At 71.8% G+C, this 14774-nt stretch carries 16 protein-coding genes; 1 reads left to right on the forward strand and 15 read right to left on the reverse strand.

Annotated features, from left to right (window positions below; genetic code table 11):
* Positions 1-13: 13 nt before the first annotated feature.
* From frr to rpsB, 4 genes are all read right to left on the reverse strand, one after another.
* A complete protein-coding gene (gene frr, locus AC07A4_RS28765) occupies positions 14-571 on the reverse strand; it encodes a ribosome recycling factor (protein WP_478603896.1) in 558 nt (185 codons plus the stop codon).
* 189 nt (positions 572-760) lie between these two features.
* Positions 761-1519, reverse strand: a complete 759-nt coding sequence (gene pyrH / locus AC07A4_RS28770; protein WP_478603898.1) for a UMP kinase — start codon at positions 1517-1519, stop codon at positions 761-763.
* 236 nt (positions 1520-1755) lie between these two features.
* Complete coding sequence (gene tsf / locus AC07A4_RS28775) at positions 1756-2592, reverse strand: translation elongation factor Ts (RefSeq protein ID WP_478603901.1); 837 nt, start codon at positions 2590-2592, stop codon at positions 1756-1758.
* A gap of 112 nt (positions 2593-2704) precedes the next feature.
* The gene (gene rpsB / locus AC07A4_RS28780; RefSeq protein ID WP_478603902.1) at positions 2705-3622 is read right to left on the reverse strand and encodes a 30S ribosomal protein S2; all 918 of its coding nucleotides are present in this window, start codon (positions 3620-3622) and stop codon (positions 2705-2707) included.
* A gap of 278 nt (positions 3623-3900) precedes the next feature.
* On the opposite strand from rpsB, the gene AC07A4_RS28785 reads away from it, so the two are divergent.
* The gene (locus tag AC07A4_RS28785) at positions 3901-4563 is read left to right on the forward strand and encodes a murein hydrolase activator EnvC family protein (protein WP_478603904.1); all 663 of its coding nucleotides are present in this window, start codon (positions 3901-3903) and stop codon (positions 4561-4563) included.
* Here AC07A4_RS28785 and AC07A4_RS28790 read toward each other — a convergent pair.
* From AC07A4_RS28790 to lepB (AC07A4_RS28840), 11 genes are all read right to left on the reverse strand, one after another.
* Positions 4517-5074 (reverse strand): TetR/AcrR family transcriptional regulator, encoded by a 558-nt coding sequence (locus AC07A4_RS28790; protein WP_478604325.1) that lies wholly within the window; start codon positions 5072-5074, stop codon positions 4517-4519. The two genes, AC07A4_RS28785 and AC07A4_RS28790, sit on opposite strands and share 47 nt — an antisense overlap.
* Positions 5075-5215: 141 nt before the next feature.
* The gene (gene whiG, locus AC07A4_RS28795; RefSeq protein WP_478603906.1) at positions 5216-6058 is read right to left on the reverse strand and encodes an RNA polymerase sigma factor WhiG; all 843 of its coding nucleotides are present in this window, start codon (positions 6056-6058) and stop codon (positions 5216-5218) included.
* A 311-nt stretch (positions 6059-6369) separates the two neighbouring features.
* Positions 6370-7482 (reverse strand): DNA-processing protein DprA, encoded by a 1113-nt coding sequence (gene dprA / locus AC07A4_RS28800; protein ID WP_478604328.1) that lies wholly within the window; start codon positions 7480-7482, stop codon positions 6370-6372.
* A 509-nt stretch (positions 7483-7991) separates the two neighbouring features.
* The gene (locus AC07A4_RS28805) at positions 7992-9611 is read right to left on the reverse strand and encodes a YifB family Mg chelatase-like AAA ATPase (protein ID WP_478603907.1); all 1620 of its coding nucleotides are present in this window, start codon (positions 9609-9611) and stop codon (positions 7992-7994) included.
* Positions 9611-9973, reverse strand: a complete 363-nt coding sequence (locus AC07A4_RS28810) for a YraN family protein (protein WP_478603909.1) — start codon at positions 9971-9973, stop codon at positions 9611-9613. The genes AC07A4_RS28805 and AC07A4_RS28810 overlap by 1 nt, the downstream gene beginning before the upstream one ends.
* Positions 9974-10207: 234 nt before the next feature.
* Positions 10208-10516: a DUF2469 domain-containing protein gene (locus AC07A4_RS28815; protein WP_003965949.1), complete on the reverse strand. Its 309-nt coding sequence runs from the start codon at positions 10514-10516 to the stop codon at positions 10208-10210.
* A 55-nt stretch (positions 10517-10571) separates the two neighbouring features.
* On the reverse strand, positions 10572-11132 hold the full coding sequence (locus AC07A4_RS28820) for an NUDIX hydrolase (RefSeq protein ID WP_478603917.1): 561 nt from the start codon (positions 11130-11132) through the stop codon (positions 10572-10574).
* The gene (gene lepB, locus AC07A4_RS28825; RefSeq protein WP_478603920.1) at positions 11122-11874 is read right to left on the reverse strand and encodes a signal peptidase I; all 753 of its coding nucleotides are present in this window, start codon (positions 11872-11874) and stop codon (positions 11122-11124) included. Before lepB (AC07A4_RS28825) ends, AC07A4_RS28820 begins: the two co-directional genes overlap by 11 nt.
* 126 nt (positions 11875-12000) lie before the next feature.
* Positions 12001-12930: a signal peptidase I gene (gene lepB, locus AC07A4_RS28830; protein WP_478603923.1), complete on the reverse strand. Its 930-nt coding sequence runs from the start codon at positions 12928-12930 to the stop codon at positions 12001-12003.
* A complete protein-coding gene (gene lepB / locus AC07A4_RS28835; protein WP_478603926.1) occupies positions 12914-13996 on the reverse strand; it encodes a signal peptidase I in 1083 nt (360 codons plus the stop codon). The genes lepB (AC07A4_RS28830) and lepB (AC07A4_RS28835) overlap by 17 nt, the downstream gene beginning before the upstream one ends.
* On the reverse strand, positions 13989-14714 hold the full coding sequence (lepB, locus tag AC07A4_RS28840; protein ID WP_478603928.1) for a signal peptidase I: 726 nt from the start codon (positions 14712-14714) through the stop codon (positions 13989-13991). The genes lepB (AC07A4_RS28835) and lepB (AC07A4_RS28840) overlap by 8 nt, the downstream gene beginning before the upstream one ends.
* Positions 14715-14774: the final 60 nt, after the last annotated feature.

A 14774-nucleotide genomic window follows, 5' to 3' on the forward strand; every position in this document is an offset into this window, starting at 1 on the left:
GGACCCCACGGGGTCAGACCTCGAGCAGCTCGGCTTCCTTGTGCTTGAGCAGCTCGTCGACCTGGGCGACGTACTTGGAGGTGAGGTCGTCGAGTTCCTTCTCGGCGCGGCGGCCCTCGTCCTCGCCGATGTCACCGTCCTTGATCGCCTTGTCGAGGAGGTCCTTGGCCTTGCGGCGCACGGAGCGGATCGACACCTTCGAGTCCTCGGCCTTGGCCTTGGCGACCTTGATGTAGTCGCGGCGGCGCTCCTCGGTGAGCTCGGGGAACGTCACCCGGATGATGTTGCCGTCGTTGCTCGGGTTGACGCCGAGGTCGGAGTCGCGGATGGCCTGCTCGATGTTGCGCAGCGCGCTCTTGTCGAACGGGGTCACCACCGCCATGCGCGGCTCGGGCACCGAGAACGAGGCCAGCTGGTTGATCGGCGTCAGCGCGCCGTAGTAGTCGGCCACGATCTTGTTGAACATCGCCGGGTGCGCACGGCCGGTGCGGATCGCGGCGAAGTCCTCCTTGGCGACCACGACGGCCTTCTCCATCTTCTCCTCGGCCTCGAGGAGGGTCTCTTCGATCACCACTTGCTCCTGCGTGTCTTGAGTAGGCCCGGCTTCCACGGATCGGCCGGCTGCGTCGCGTCTCTTTCCTGCACGGTGTCCGACCGGCAGGGCTTTGTCTATCCCCACGGAGCCCCCACGGAGCCCCCACAGAGCCCCCGCGGAGCCCCACGGAGCCCGCCCGGGCGCCTCAGCGGGGGCGTCCTCGGCTCAGGCCCGGGAGTCCTGGTCGCCGACCAGCGTGCCGATCTTCTCACCCTTGACCGCCCGGGCGATATTGCCCTCGGCGAGCAGTTCGAAGACCAGGATGGGCAGCTTGTTGTCCCGGCACAGGGTCACGGCGGTGGCGTCGGCGACCTTCAGGTCGCGGGTGATGACCTCGCCGTAGCCGAGGGAGTCGAACTTCACCGCGTCCGGGTTCTTCTTGGGGTCGGAGTCGTAGACCCCGTCGACGCCGTTCTTGCCCATGAGCAGGGCCTCGGCGTCGATCTCCAGAGCGCGCTGGGCGGCGGTGGTGTCGGTGGAGAAGTACGGCATGCCCATACCGGCGCCGAAGATGACCACGCGCCCCTTCTCCAGGTGGCGCACGGCGCGCAGCGGGATGTACGGCTCGGCGACCTGCCCCATGGTGATGGCGGTCTGCACGCGGCAGTCGATGCCCTCCTTCTCCAGGAAGTCCTGGAGGGCGAGGCAGTTCATGACCGTGCCGAGCATGCCCATGTAGTCGGAGCGGGCCCGGTCCATGCCGCGCTGCTGGAGCTCGGCGCCGCGGAAGAAGTTGCCACCGCCGATGACGATGGCGATCTGGGCGCCGTCACGCACGACGGCCGCGATCTCCCGGGCGATCTTGTGCACCACATCGGGGTCGACGCCGAGGCCGCCGCCTCCGGCGAACGCCTCGCCGGAGAGCTTCAGCAGGAAGCGCCCGGCTACTTTGCCGTCGTCAGTCTTGGTGTCGGCCTTGGTCATGGAGTTCTCCTTGTGGTGCACATACGAAGAGGCCATTGCCGGTGGGTGGTGTTCATCCCATGCGCGGCAATGGCCTCCTCGTCAGATCTTGCGGTCGTCCGTCGCGTACGAGGATCCCGTGGTCCCGTTCCCGGCACGGGCCCCGCGCGCGACGTCACGCCCATCGCGTACGCCGCTGCGTACGCGGGCGACCGCGGTAGACCCTAGCGGTGTCCACCGTCGATCGTGGTACGGACTCAGATGCCGACCTTGATGCGCGAGAAGCGCTTCAGGGTGACACCGGCCTCCTGCAGGACCTTCTCGACGGACTTCTTGTTGTCGAGGGCGTACGGCTGACCCAGAAGAGTGGCGTCCTTGAAGAAGCCGTTGACACGACCCTCAACGATCTTCGGGAGCGCGGCCTCGGGCTTGCCCTCGGCGCGGGTGGTCTCCTCGGCGACGCGACGCTCGGTCTCGACGACCTCGGCCGGAACGTCCTCACGGGTGAGGTACTTCGGCGCGAAGGCGGCGATGTGCTGGGCGACGCCCTTGGCGATCTCGGCGTTCGGCTTGTCGAGCTCGACGAGAACACCGATCTGCGGGGGCAGGTCGGGCATCGTGCGGTGCATGTACGCGGTGACGTAGCCGCCGGAGAACTGCGCGAAGCGGTCCAGGACGATCTTCTCGCCGAGGTTGGCGTTGGCCTCGTCGACGTACGCCTGGACGGTCTTGCCGGCCTCGATCTCGGAGGCCAGCAGGGCCTCGATGTCGGCCGGGTTCGTCTTGGCGACGTGGGCGGCGATCGCGCCCGCGACGGCCTGGAACTTCTCACCCTTGGCGACGAAGTCCGTCTCGCACTTCAGCTCGACGATGACACCGGTGGAGTTGTCGTCGGCGATGACGGAGACGATCGCGCCGTTCTCGGCGGAGCGGCCCTCGCGCTTGGCGACGCCCTTCTGGCCCTTGATGCGCAGCGCCTCGACGGCCTTGTCGACGTTGCCGTCGGCCTCGTCCAGCGCCTTCTTGCAGTCCATCATGCCGGCGCCCGTGAGCTCACGGAGCTTCTTGACGTCAGCGGCGGTGTAGTTCGCCATGATTCTCGAAAGTCTTTCTCGCAGTCGAAGATCTACGGGTGAACGGCGGGGGCCGCGCTCGTGGCACGGGCCCCCGCCGTCAGCAGCAGCAGGTGCTGCCCACGCTTACGCGTCAGGCCTGCTCGGCGTCCGCGGCCGGGGCCTCGGCGGGCTTGTCCTCGGCCTTGGGGGCCTCGTCAGCCTTGACCTCGTCGGCCTTGGGGGCCTCTTCGGCCTTGGCCTCGTCAGCCTTGGGGGCCTCGTCGGCCTTCTTCTCGCCCTCGAGCAGGTCGCGCTCCCACTCGGCGAGCGGCTCGCCCGCGGCCTTCTCGCCCGGCTTGGAGTCACCGGTGGCGACGCCGGAACGGGCGATGAGGCCCTCGGCGACGGCGTCGGCGATCACGCGGGTGAGCAGGGTGACGGAGCGGATCGCGTCGTCGTTGCCCGGGATCTTGTAGTCGACCTCGTCGGGGTCGCAGTTGGTGTCGAGGATGGCGACGACCGGGATGTTGAGCTTCCGGGCCTCGCCGACCGCGATGTGCTCCTTCTTGGTGTCCACGATCCAGACGGCGCTGGGCACCTTGGACATCTCGCGGATACCGCCGAGGGTCTTCTCCAGCTTGGCCTTCTCGCGGGAGAGGACGAGCAGCTCCTTCTTGGTGAGGCCGGAGGCGGCCACGTCCTCGAAGTCGATGGCCTCAAGCTCCTTGAGGCGCTGCAGGCGCTTGTAGACGGTCGAGAAGTTGGTGAGCATGCCGCCCAGCCAGCGCTGGTTGACGAAGGGCATGCCGACGCGGGTGGCCTGCTCGGCGATGGCCTCTTGCGCCTGCTTCTTCGTACCCACGAACATGACCGTGCCGCCGTGGGCGACGGTCTCCTTGACGAACTCGTAGGCGCGGTCGATGTACGACAGCGACTGGAGAAGGTCGATGATGTAGATGCCGTTGCGCTCCGTGAAGATGAAGCGCTTCATCTTCGGGTTCCAACGACGGGTCTGGTGACCGAAGTGGACGCCGCTTTCCAGCAGCTCCCGCATCGTGACGACGGCCATGGCCGTACTCCTTGGTGTTCTCGGTTGTGTCCTGACGCCCAGCCGCGCGCCGTGCCACGCACTCGCGTGCGGGACCGAAAGGCGCTGACACCGGTGGCTGCGAGAGCTCGGTGCCGGGGCGTGCGAAGTCGACCCGGTGACCCGGATCGCCACATGAAGTGTACGGGACCCGCGGGGTGCCGGGTGACGCCGCTGTCCACAACCGGCTGGTAGTCCACAGTTCCCGGCCATGATCCGCACGGCCCGGGGCGGTGCGGGACCGTTCTCGCATGTCTTGCGTGCGACGAATCATGACGACGGCCGCGCTGGTGGCGGCCCTGCTCCTGGCGGCGCCCCTGGCCGCCCGGGCGGCCGATCCCGTGCCCGCCGTGGGCGGCTCCTGGCCACTGGGGCCGCGCCCGGTGGTGGTGCGCGGCTGGGAGCCTCCCGCGTCGGCCTACGGCCCGGGCCACCGCGGTGTCGATCTGGCCGCGCCCCCGGGCGCCCCGGTGCGGGCGGCGGCGCCGGGCCGGGTGTCCTTCGCGGGCCGGGTGGCGGGCCGGGGCGTGCTCGCGGTGGAGCTGGACGGCACCGGCGACCCACCTCTGCGGACGACGTACGAGCCGGTCAGGGCGACGGTGCGCAAGGGCGCCCGCGTCGCGGCGGGCGAGGTCCTAGGCACCGTGGAGGCGGCGGCCCGCTACCACTGCCCCACGGCGTGCCTCCACTGGGGCCTGCGCAGGGCGGACGCCTATCTGAACCCTCTGAGCCTGCTGCCACCGTGGCTCCTTGGCCGGGGGCCGTCCCGGCTGCTGCCGGTGGCCCGGGCGCCGCTGCCGCCGCTCCTGCGAGGACTGGGGCCAGGGCTGGGGCTGGAGCTGCGGCCAGGGCCGGGGCTGGGGCCGGGGCCGGGGCTCAGCCCCGCACTCCTCCCAGCGCCATGGCGACCGCCGCCTCCGTGATCGCGGCGGGATCCTCGGCGACGCCGAGCTCGATGCGCCGCACGGCGGCGTCGACGACGCCCTGGAGCAGCATGGCGGCCAGCCTCGGCTCCTGGTGCCCGAGGGCCTCAAGGGCTTCCACGATCATGGCCACGAGGCCGCCGTGCGCGGCCCGGATCTTCTCCCGCGCCCCGGCGTCCAGCTCGCTCGCGGAGATGGCGACCACGGCCCGGTGCCGCCGGTCCCCCACCAGCGCGAGCTGCTGGCGGACATAGGCCTCGACTTGCGCCTCGGGCGTCGTGGCCCGCTCCATCGCCGCCGAGACCTCCGCCGCCCAGACGGGGAAGTCGACCTCGCAGAGCTCTTCCACGACCGCCGCGCGCGAGCGGAAGTACTCGTAGACGGACGACCGCGCGAGCCCCGTGCGCTCGGCGAGCGCGGGGAACGTCAGCGCCTCCGTCCCGCCTTCGGACAGCAGGGTGCGCGCGGCGTCCAGCAGGGCGCCGCGCTGCATCGACCGGTGCTCGGCCACAGAGGCCGCTCGAATCCTTGGCACGCCTCCACTTTACGGACGCGGTCCGCGCCAGGGGAGCCCGCCAGGCAGGCGTTCGGCCTGGCAGCGAGGGCGCGGCGAGGCGGGAGAAGGGCGCGAGGGAGGGACGATTCAGCGCGTTCAGCGCCCAAAACTGGCCAGCTTCGCCCGCAACTGGAGCACGGATTTGGTGTGGATCTGACTGACCCTGCTCTCGGTGACACCGAGCACATGGCCGATCTCGGCGAGCGTGAGGCCCTCGTAGTAGTACAGCGTCACCACGGTCTTCTCGCGCTCGGGCAGCGTGTTGATGGCGCGGGCGAGCAGCCGTCGCAGCTCGCGGTCCTCCGCGACCTCCACCGGGTTGTCGGCGGCGGTGTCCTCAAGGGTGTCCATCAGGCTCAGCCGGTCGCCGCCCTCGCCGCCGACGTGCAGCAGCTCCTCCAGGGCGACGACATTGGCGAGCGACAACTGGCTGAAGACCGCGTGCAGTTCCTCCACCGCGATGCCCATCTCGGCGGCGACCTCGCCCTCGGAGGGCGTGCGCCTGAAGCGCGCCTCGAGGGTCGCGTAGGCCCGCTCGACGTTGCGGGCCTTCTGCCGCACCGACCGGGGAATCCAGTCGAGCGCCCGCAGCTCGTCGATCATCGCCCCGCGGATGCGGGTGATCGCGTACGTCTCGAACTTGATCGAGCGCTCGATGTCGAACTTCTCGATCGCGTCGATGAGCCCGAAGACCCCCGAGGAGACGAAGTCCGCCTGTTCGACGTTGGGCGGCAGGCCCACGCTGACTCGGCCCGCGACGTACTTGACCAGCGGTGAGTAGTGCAGGATCAGCTGCTCGCGCAGCCGTCCGTCACCGGTCGCCTTGTACGACCGCCACAGCTCGTCCAGCGACGAGGGCGCGGGGGGCCGCTCCTGCTCGCCGCTACGGGCGGCGGGGGGAGCTGCCGCCCGGTCGGACCCGGAGGTGTGCTGGGGCATGCGTCGCCTTGAGCCGTTCTGCCGTGAACCTGGGAGGTTGCCGGAACTAGTGCGGTTGTGGGTTTGCGTGAAGTGAATGAGGTTGTCCGTCTGATTGCCTGTCTGCACCGGATTCGTCGTGAGCGTAGCGTGACTGAAGTGTCGCGGTGAGCGAAGAGTATGGGATCGCGCGTACGCAGATACGTTCCGCTTTACCTCCGACCGGTCCGCTACCGTCGCTCTCCGTAATGGATCTACGGCGCCAACTGCGCGGATTCCCTGGGGTGTCAGGCGCGAGACGGGCCGTCATCCATACGGCGGAACACGCACAGTCACGTATCACCCCCCTCCTTAAAGACCGGCTGAATCGCCTGGCGTGTCAACTGCCAGCCGTCGCCCTGTCGTTCGACAAAGCCCAGTGAGCGAAGTTCGTACAACCTGGCGACCGCGTCGTCCGCGCTGGTGCCCGCGGCGCGCGCGATGTCGTGGACCGGCGTGCCGCCGCGGGCCGGGAGCGCGGCGAGCACCCTGGCCGCGCCGGGGTCGAGCAGATCGCGCGGCACGACAGGGCCGCGCCGCCGCGGGGCCAGCTCCCCCATGTCACCGACCAGCTCCACGACTTCGGCGGCGTCGGTGACCAGGACCGCCTCCCCGCGCAGCAGTTCGTGCACCCCGGCCGACAGACCACTCGTGGCCGGGCCCGGCACCCCCATCGTGAACCGCCCGAGCTCCCGCGCGCTGCGCGCCGTGACCAGCGCACCGCTGCGATAGGCGGCCTCCACGACGACCGTGCCGCGGGTGAGGGCGGCGATCACTCGGTTCCGCAGGATGAATCTGCTCGGCGTCGGATGGTCGCCCGGCGGCAACTCCCCCACGACGAGCCCCTGTTCCGCGATCCGCCCGATCAACCGCGCGTGCCCCCGCGGATAGGGCCGGTCGACTCCGCAGGCGAGCACCGCCACGGTCGCGCCCCCGGCGCCCAGGGCACCCCGGTGCGCGGCGCCGTCCACGCCGTACGCGCCGCCCGACACCACGACCCACCCGCGCTCGGCGAGTTCCGCGCCGAGGCTCGCCGCCATGTGCGCCCCGTACTCCGTGCACGCCCGCGCGCCCACGACCGCCACCGACCGCAGGGCCCAGATCCGCAGCGAGGGCCGCCCTCGCACCCAGAGCCCCACGGGCCGCGCGTCCCCCAGGTCGTCCAGCTGCGCGGGCCACTCGGTGTCCGCGGGCGCCACGAACCGGGCCCCGGCCGCCGCGGCCACCTCCAGATCCCGCGGCGCCCGCGCCCGCGCGGCCCGCGCCCGCAGCCCTTCCCACCGCTGGGGGCTCACCCCCGGCAGCATCGCCTCACCGCCCACGAGCCGCCGCAGCACCGCCGCCGCGCCCCACTCCCGCAACCACCAGCCCCCCACGGTGTCCCCCGGCTCGATCACCCGCGTCAGAGCGACCCGCGCGAGCCACTCCTCGTCGGGGGCGACGGGCGGGGGGACGGCGTGGGGTTCGGCGGCTGGGGGCGGGGGGAGGGGATCGGTGGGCGGGGGCGGGGCGCCAGGTTCGGCGGGCGGGGGCGGGGGGCCGGGTTCGGCGGGCGGGGACGGGGCGCCGGGTTCAGCGGCCGGGGACGGGGCGCCGGGTTCAGCGGCCGGGGGCACCGCGTTTGGTTCAGCGGCCGGGGGTGGGGCGCCGCCCGATCCGGCGGCCAGGGACGGGGGGCCTGGCGCGGTGCCCGAAGGCGAGGCGCCCGGCACGGTGGCCGGTGGCGGGGCGCCCGGCACGGCAGCCGAGGGCGCGGCGCCCGGCACAGTGCCCGAAGCCGGGGCATCCGACCAGGAAGCCGAAGCCGGGGCACCCAGCCCTGAAGCCGAAGCCGGGTTCCCCGGCACGGCAGCCGGAGGCAAGGCGCCCGGCGCGGTGGCCGGTGGTGGGTCGTTCGCGTGGTCCGGGCCGCCCCTCATGGCTGTGCCCCCACCACCATGGGCGCCCCACGGGGCACCCCCGTGCGCAGTTGCAGGGCGAGGCCCACATCGTGCTCGTCGGGGCGGTCGTGGCCCGCCAGGTCCGCGATGGTCCACGCGACCCGCAGCACCCGGTCCAGGCCCCGGGCCGTCAGCAGGCCCCGCTCCAGGCAGCGCTCCGCCTCCACCATCGCGCCGGGCAGCGCGGGCCAGCGGGTGCGCAGCTCATGGCCGGGCACGTCGCCGTTGGCGCGCCAGGGGGTGCCCGTGAAGCGCCTGGCCGCCCGCTCGCGGGCCTCCCACACTCGCGCCGCCACCACGCGCGTGCTCTCGCCGCGCGCCCCTTGTGCCGTCAGCTCGGAGCGTGTCACCGGATCCACCAAGACCCGCAGGTCCACCCGGTCGAGCAGGGGGCCGGAGAGGCGGGCCTGATAGCGCCGGACGCTGTTGGGCGAGCAGTCGCACGCGTCGCTCGTCAGGCTGAAGCGGCCGCACGGGCAGGGGTTGGCCGCCAGGAGCATCAGGAACTTCGAGGGCAGCCGCACCACGCCCGCGCTCCGGGCGATCACGACGTGCCCCGACTCCAGCGGCTGCCGCAGCGCGTCGAGCGCGTGCCCGCTGAACTCCGGCGCCTCGTCCAGGAACAGCACACCCCGGTGGGCCAGCGACACCGCCCCGGGGCGGGCGATGCCGCGGCCGCCGCCGACGAGCGACTGCATCGTCGAGGAGTGGTGAGGCGCGCAGAACGGCGGGGTGTCCACCAGGGGCTTGCCCGGTGGCAGCAGGCCGGCGACCGAGTGGACCGCCGTCACCTCCAGCGACTCCTCCCTGGTGAGGCGGGGCATGAGCGCGGGCAGCCGCTCGGCGAGCATCGTCTTGCCCGCGCCCGGCGGGCCCTGGAGAAAGACGTGGTGTCCCCCGGCGGCGGCCACCTCCATCGCCGTGCGCGCCGAGAGCTGGCCCACCACGTCCGCCAGGTCGTGACCCGGGTCCGCCGCGCCGACGCCGCCCATGTCCACGCCGAGCACGGCTCCCGCCAGGCCGAGGCCCGCGAGCAGGGAGTCGGGGCGGCCGCCGTGGTCCGGCGGCTCCTCCGGCACGGGCTCGTCGGTCAGCACCGCGATCAGCTGGCGCAGGCTGCGCACGCCGAGCACGGAGACCCCCGGCACCAGGGCGGCCTCGGCCGCCGTGCACTCGGGGACCACCACCTGTTCGTACCCGGCGTCGGCCGCCGCGAGGACGGCGGGCAGCACGCCGCACACCGGGCGCACCCGGCCGTCGAGGCCCAGCTCGCCGATCATGACGATGTCGGCGAGGACCCGGGGGTCGATGCGCTCCGAGGCGCCGAGGACCGCGCAGGCCACCGCCAGGTCGAAGCCGCTGCCGCCCTTCGGCACGGACGCGGGGCTCAGGCCCACGGTGAGCTTCTTCTGGGGCCACTCGCCGCCCGAGTTCACCACGGCGGCCCGGACTCGGTCGCGGCTCTCCGTGAGGCTCTTGTCGGGCAGGCCCACCAGTGTGAACGCGGCGACGCCCGGCTCCAGGTCGGCCTGCACCTCGACGACGACGCCCTCGACGCCGACGAGCGCCACCGAGCACGTACGCGCGAATCCCATCAGGCCACCCCCCGCACGTGCTCGACCAGGGGTGCGCCGCGCTCCGGCAGCAGGACACCCACGATGTCGATCCGCACGCCGCCCGGTGGGGCGCCGCCGTGTTCCTGGACCCAGCGCTCGGCGAGGCCGCGCAGCCGCTCAGCCTTGGCGGGCGTGACCGCCGCCATCGGGTGTTCGAAGGCCGCGGCCCTGCGGGTCTTCACCTCGCAGACGACCAGGGCGTCGCCGTCCCGGGCGACGATGTCGATCTCTCCCGTCCTGCCGCAGCGCCAGTTGCGCTCCAGGACCGTCATACCGGCTTCGGCGAGCCGCCGGGCGGCCAGCTGTTCGCCGTACTTGCCGAGTGCGCCTCGTGCGTTCATGTCGGCACCACCTCCGACACCCACGGTCGCGAGGCGGGCCGAACGTTGTGGATCTTGGTGCGTTACCGACCGGTTGTGGACAACTCCATCACCCACACGAGTCTGAACGCCCACATGAGGCCGAACACCCGCATGAGGCCGAACGCCCACACGAGTCCGAACACCCGCACCAGGCCGACCGCCTGCACCGACTCAGCCGCCCCCGCCCCCACCCCCACCCCCGGCCTCACGGCCTCAGCCGCCCGGAAGCTCCAGATCGCTCTTATTAAGCTCCTCGATGTTCACGTCCTTGAACGTGAGCACCCGCACCTGCTTGACGAACCGCGCCGGCCGGTACATGTCCCAGACCCATGCGTCCGCCATGGAGACCTCGAAGAACACCTCACCCTGGACGGAGTGCACCTGCATCTCATAGTCGTTCGTGAGGTAGAAACGCCGCTCGGTCTCGATCACGTATTTGAACAGACCGACGACGTCGCGGTACTCCCGGTAGAGCTTCAGCTCCATCTCGGTCTCGTACTTTTCGAGGTCCTCGGCGCTCATGGCATGTTCCCCTTCAGCCGTGCGTCCCCCTATTGTGCGACAGCCCCGGCAGCCCCTACACGATTTCCGTGTCCAGGGTCTCGGGCCGGGCCGGAGGACCCTCGTCGAGCAGCTTGCGGAGCAGCTCGGCGAGCCTGGTCGGATACACCGTCTCATGCGCCAGGGCCAGTTCCCGGCACGTCCACCAACGCGCTCCGGAGACACTGCGCCGCTCCAGGTCGGTCAGGCCCACCGCGCGCGTCGCCGTCTCGGACGTACGTGCTAGGTAGTACCACTCGTCCTGGTCCCAGCGGCTCCCTGCGAACGGGAAGGAGCACACCCGCCGCCACAGCACCGGGCCGAGTACGACGTCTGTGATGCCGGTCTCCTCGGCGAGCTCGCGCAGCGCGGCCTGCTCGCGCGTCTCGTCGCCCTCCAGGCCGCCGCCCGGCGTGAACCACCAGTCGTCCGCCGGGTCGTCCGGCTCATGGCCGTGGATCAGCAGGATCCGGTCCTGGGGGTCGAGCAGCACGACCCGGGCCACCCTGCGCAGCGGCCGTCCCGCCAGCGCGTCGGCGCGCGCCGCGCCATGGCCCTCGCCGGGGCCGCCGCCCGCCACCGCTCCCTCAGCCGACACCGGCCGCCTCCGGGGCCGCGCTCGGGCCGCGGCCGCGCCCGCGCACCCGCTTGGCGATCGGCCCGTACGCGGCCCCGCCGAGCACAAGGACCGCCCCCGCCACGACCGCCGTGACCATCAGGGGCAGCGGTCCGGGCTCGGAGGTGCCGCCCGGCAGGTCGTCGAAGCCCGTGGCGCGGCCGATCATGCCGTCCAGCGGCCAGGCGACGGCGTCGACGCGGCCCTTCACGGCGCTCCGCGGCACAGAGCCGCGGCCGACCTCGTCCAGGTGCGCGGTGGAGTCCAGGGAGCCGCCGCGCTCGTCACCGAGCAGGAACAGCCGCCCCTTGGGGACCGTGAGGGACGGGATGCCGGTGACCGCGGCGCCTTCCCCCTTGGGGAGATACGGTTCTTCGATCTGTTTGCCGTTGACGGTCAGCCTGCCGTCCGTACAGCAGGCGACCCGGTCGCCGCCGACGCCGACGACCCGTTTCACCATCGGCAGGTCGCCCCAGCTCTTCTGCCTAAAGACGACGACGTCACCGCGGCGCACGTCGTCGCCGTCGATCCGCTGGGCGAGCACCCGGTCGCCCGCGTCGATGGTCGGCGTCATCGAGCCGGTGGGGACGGTGTACGGCTGGTAGACGAAGGCGCCCCAGACGAATCCGCCGAGGAAGAGGACACAGCCGAGGGCCACGGCGACTCCCGACAGCACGCTGCCGAGGTGTCCGTGGCCCTCGTCCGTACGACCTGTTGCGCTCATTCCCAGTGCTCCCCCGGCTCAGAGACGATCCCGCGGCTCCGGCCGCCCGGCGGCGGGCCGAAGGGCGGGATCGGCGGACGCCCGGGCGGGCCGGACCGCGGATGATCGGCGATCTGGGACGGCAGACTACCCGGCGGTACCCCCGCCAGAAACCCTGCTGGCGCCCGGGGACTCCACGGCCGCGGCCGCGCGGCGGCGGCGCCACAGCACCAGCGGCACGGCGCCCGCGAGGCCGAGCGCGGCCGGTGCCGCGCTCATCGCCTGGCTGATGCCCGGCTGGTCGAAGGTGTCCGGGACCGGCAGCGTCGACCAGCGGGTGGGAGGCCAGGCGATCACGAACGCGCGGCCCACGACGTTGTCGACGGGCACGGCGCCGCCACCGGGCTGGTTCTGGTGGTAGCGGGAGTCCAGCGAGTTCTGCCGGTGGTCGCCCATGACCCAGATTTTGCCCTTGGGCACCTTGATCTTGAACTGGCCGCCCTGGTCGTCGTCGGTGCAGGGGGTGTTGCCCGGGTAGACGTACGGCTCGTTGAGCGCCTTGCCGTTGACCGTCACCGGGCCCGTGCCCTTGCACTCCACGGTGTCGCCGCCGACGCCGATGACGCGCTTGATGAGGTCCTTCTCGTCGGCCGACGGCATCAGGCCGATCCAGCCGAGCACCTTCTGGACCGCGTTCGGCTCCGGAGTGGGCTCGCCGTCCAGCCAGTGGCCGGGGTCCTTGAAGACGACGACTTCGCCGCGCTCGGGTTCGGAGCCGAACCACGGCGTCAGCTTGTCGACCAGGACCCGGTCGCCCTTCTGGAGCGTGTTCTGCATCGAGTCCGACGGGATCGAGAAGGCCTGGACCAGGAACGTCTTGATGATCAGGGCCAGGACAAGCGCGATGCCGATGAGGAGCGGCAGCTCCTTCCAGAACGACTTGGGCTTCTTGGCCTTCGCCGGCTTGGGAGGCTCGGGCGGCTCGCCGCCCGTCTCGCCGGGCGCCTGGACCGGTGTGCCGGGCTCGCCGGGCGTTCTGGCGTCCCCGGTGGTCGGGGCGTCAGAAGCGGCGCTCACGCCGCCCACCGACGGCGCGGGCGCGGGCTCCTCGGAGTGCCCGGGCCGCTCCTCGGGCCCCTCGTGTCCGGATCGTGCGCCGACCGCCACATCCCCCACATCCACTCCTCAGTCCGTGCCGCTGCCTGCCCCGTACGCGACGCAGGCCCACTACTCCCATAACGAGCGGGAGTTCCGCAGGGGTCGGGAGCCCGGTCATAGCATTGCGATCGCCGGGGGCCACCCTATGCGACGCACCTGTGGACGCGTCCGACCCGCCGGGCGCGTCGGGTACGGACGCGAAGGTGCCGGGAGCGTCCAGTTCGCGCCAGTGACCGAACGGCCAGGCGATGACGAGCGCCCGTCCGACGACCTCCTCCTCGGAGACGGTGCCGCTGAACTTCTCGTTCCGGTGGAAGCGCGAGTCCGCGGAGTCCGCGCGGTGGTCGCCCATGACGAAGAGCCTGCCCTGGGGGACCTTCACCTCGAACGCGAACTCGGAGGGCTTGTTTCCCGGGTGCAGATACGGCTCGTCGAGCGGTACGCCGTTGACGGTGACCTTGTCGTTCTTGTCACAGCACTTCACGGTGTCGCCCCCGACGCCCACGACGCGCTTGATCAGGTCGCGCTCGTCGTCGGACGGCAGCAGCCCGATGAAGGTCAGGCCCTGTTTGACCTGCTTGATCACCACGGGGTCGGCCTTCTTCTCGCCCCGCTCCTCTTCCAGCCAGTTGCCGGGGTCCTTGAAGACGACGACGTCGCCGCGCTCGGGCTTGTTGCCGAACCACGGCGTGAGCTTGTCGACCAGGACCCGGTCCCCGACGCGGATCGTCTGCTCCATGGAGCCCGAGGGGATCACGAAGGCCTGCACCAGGAAGGTCTTCAGGACCAGGGCTATGAGCAGGGCGACGAGTATGAGGAGAGGTATCTCCTTGATCGCGGAGCGGCGCCTGCGGCGCTTGACCTTCCGCGCGAGCTTGCGCCGGTCGGCCCGGCCGGGCAGCACGGGCCCTGTCGTCGGCCGGGTGCCGGTGGGCAGCGGGGCGTCGGCCCGGTGCGGGGTCTTCGCACGGCCTCGGTTACCCATGGGCGCCGCCGGGCGCGGGCACGCGCGCGTACACGTCGGGGCGCTTCAGGGAGGTCCAGCGGCTGAGCGGCCAGGCGATCCAGTCGGCCCTGCCGATGACGTCGTCCACGGGGATCATGCCGCCGCCCGGGGAGCCCAGGTGGTCACGGGAGTCGCTGGAGTCGCTGCGGTGGTCGCCGAGGACGAAGAGCGTGCCGTCGGGCACGACGACGTCGAAGGGGACGGTGGAGGGCTTGTCGCCGGGGAAGAGGTAGGGCTCGTCGACCGCTTGGCCGTTCACCGTGATCCTCCCCCGCTTGTCGCAGCAGACCACGCGGTCACCCCCGACGCCCGCGACCCGCTTCACGTAGTCCGCGTCGCCGAAGTACCCGCTGCCGTCGAAGACGACCGCGTCCCCGCGCTGTGGCTCGGATCCGAAACGGTACGCCAATTTGTTGACGAGTATCCGGTCCCCGACCCGGAACGTGGGCTCCATGGAGCCGCTCGGGATCTCGTAGGGCTGCATCACGAAGGTGCTGACGAGCAGCAGGGCGCCCACGGTCAGCAGGGCGCTCAGGGTGAGGCGGCCGCCGGGCAGCCAGGCTACGAAGGACGCGAAAACGGAGCGCGACCGCTCCTCCTCCGCACCCTCGGCGTCCGGCTCGTCCGCGCGCGGGGAGTCGGGTTCACAAGGGGAGGAGGAGCGGTCGCGCTCCGTGTGCTGTGCTTCGGTGTCCATCGGGGCCAGATGCTATCCGGCCCGGCTGTGGACCCCTGCGGGAGCTCGGCCCGAGGGCCG

It is taken from the genome of Streptomyces sp. NPDC043996, from assembly GCF_056435225.1.

Coding starts and splice junctions, on each gene's coding strand:
- AC07A4_RS28805 (WP_478603907.1), bottom strand. CDS start 9,611: ATGGGATTCGCGCGTACGTGCTCGGTGGCGCTCGTCGGCGTCGAGGGC.
- lepB (WP_478603928.1), bottom strand. CDS start 14,714: ATGGACACCGAAGCACAGCACACGGAGCGCGACCGCTCCTCCTCCCCT.
- AC07A4_RS28810 (WP_478603909.1), bottom strand. CDS start 9,973: ATGAACGCACGAGGCGCACTCGGCAAGTACGGCGAACAGCTGGCCGCC.
- lepB (WP_478603926.1), bottom strand. CDS start 13,996: ATGGGTAACCGAGGCCGTGCGAAGACCCCGCACCGGGCCGACGCCCCG.
- AC07A4_RS28815 (WP_003965949.1), bottom strand. CDS start 10,516: ATGAGCGCCGAGGACCTCGAAAAGTACGAGACCGAGATGGAGCTGAAG.
- rpsB (WP_478603902.1), bottom strand. CDS start 3,622: ATGGCCGTCGTCACGATGCGGGAGCTGCTGGAAAGCGGCGTCCACTTC.
- tsf (WP_478603901.1), bottom strand. CDS start 2,592: ATGGCGAACTACACCGCCGCTGACGTCAAGAAGCTCCGTGAGCTCACG.
- pyrH (WP_478603898.1), bottom strand. CDS start 1,519: ATGACCAAGGCCGACACCAAGACTGACGACGGCAAAGTAGCCGGGCGC.
- lepB (WP_478603920.1), bottom strand. CDS start 11,874: ATGAGCGCAACAGGTCGTACGGACGAGGGCCACGGACACCTCGGCAGC.
- whiG (WP_478603906.1), bottom strand. CDS start 6,058: ATGCCCCAGCACACCTCCGGGTCCGACCGGGCGGCAGCTCCCCCCGCC.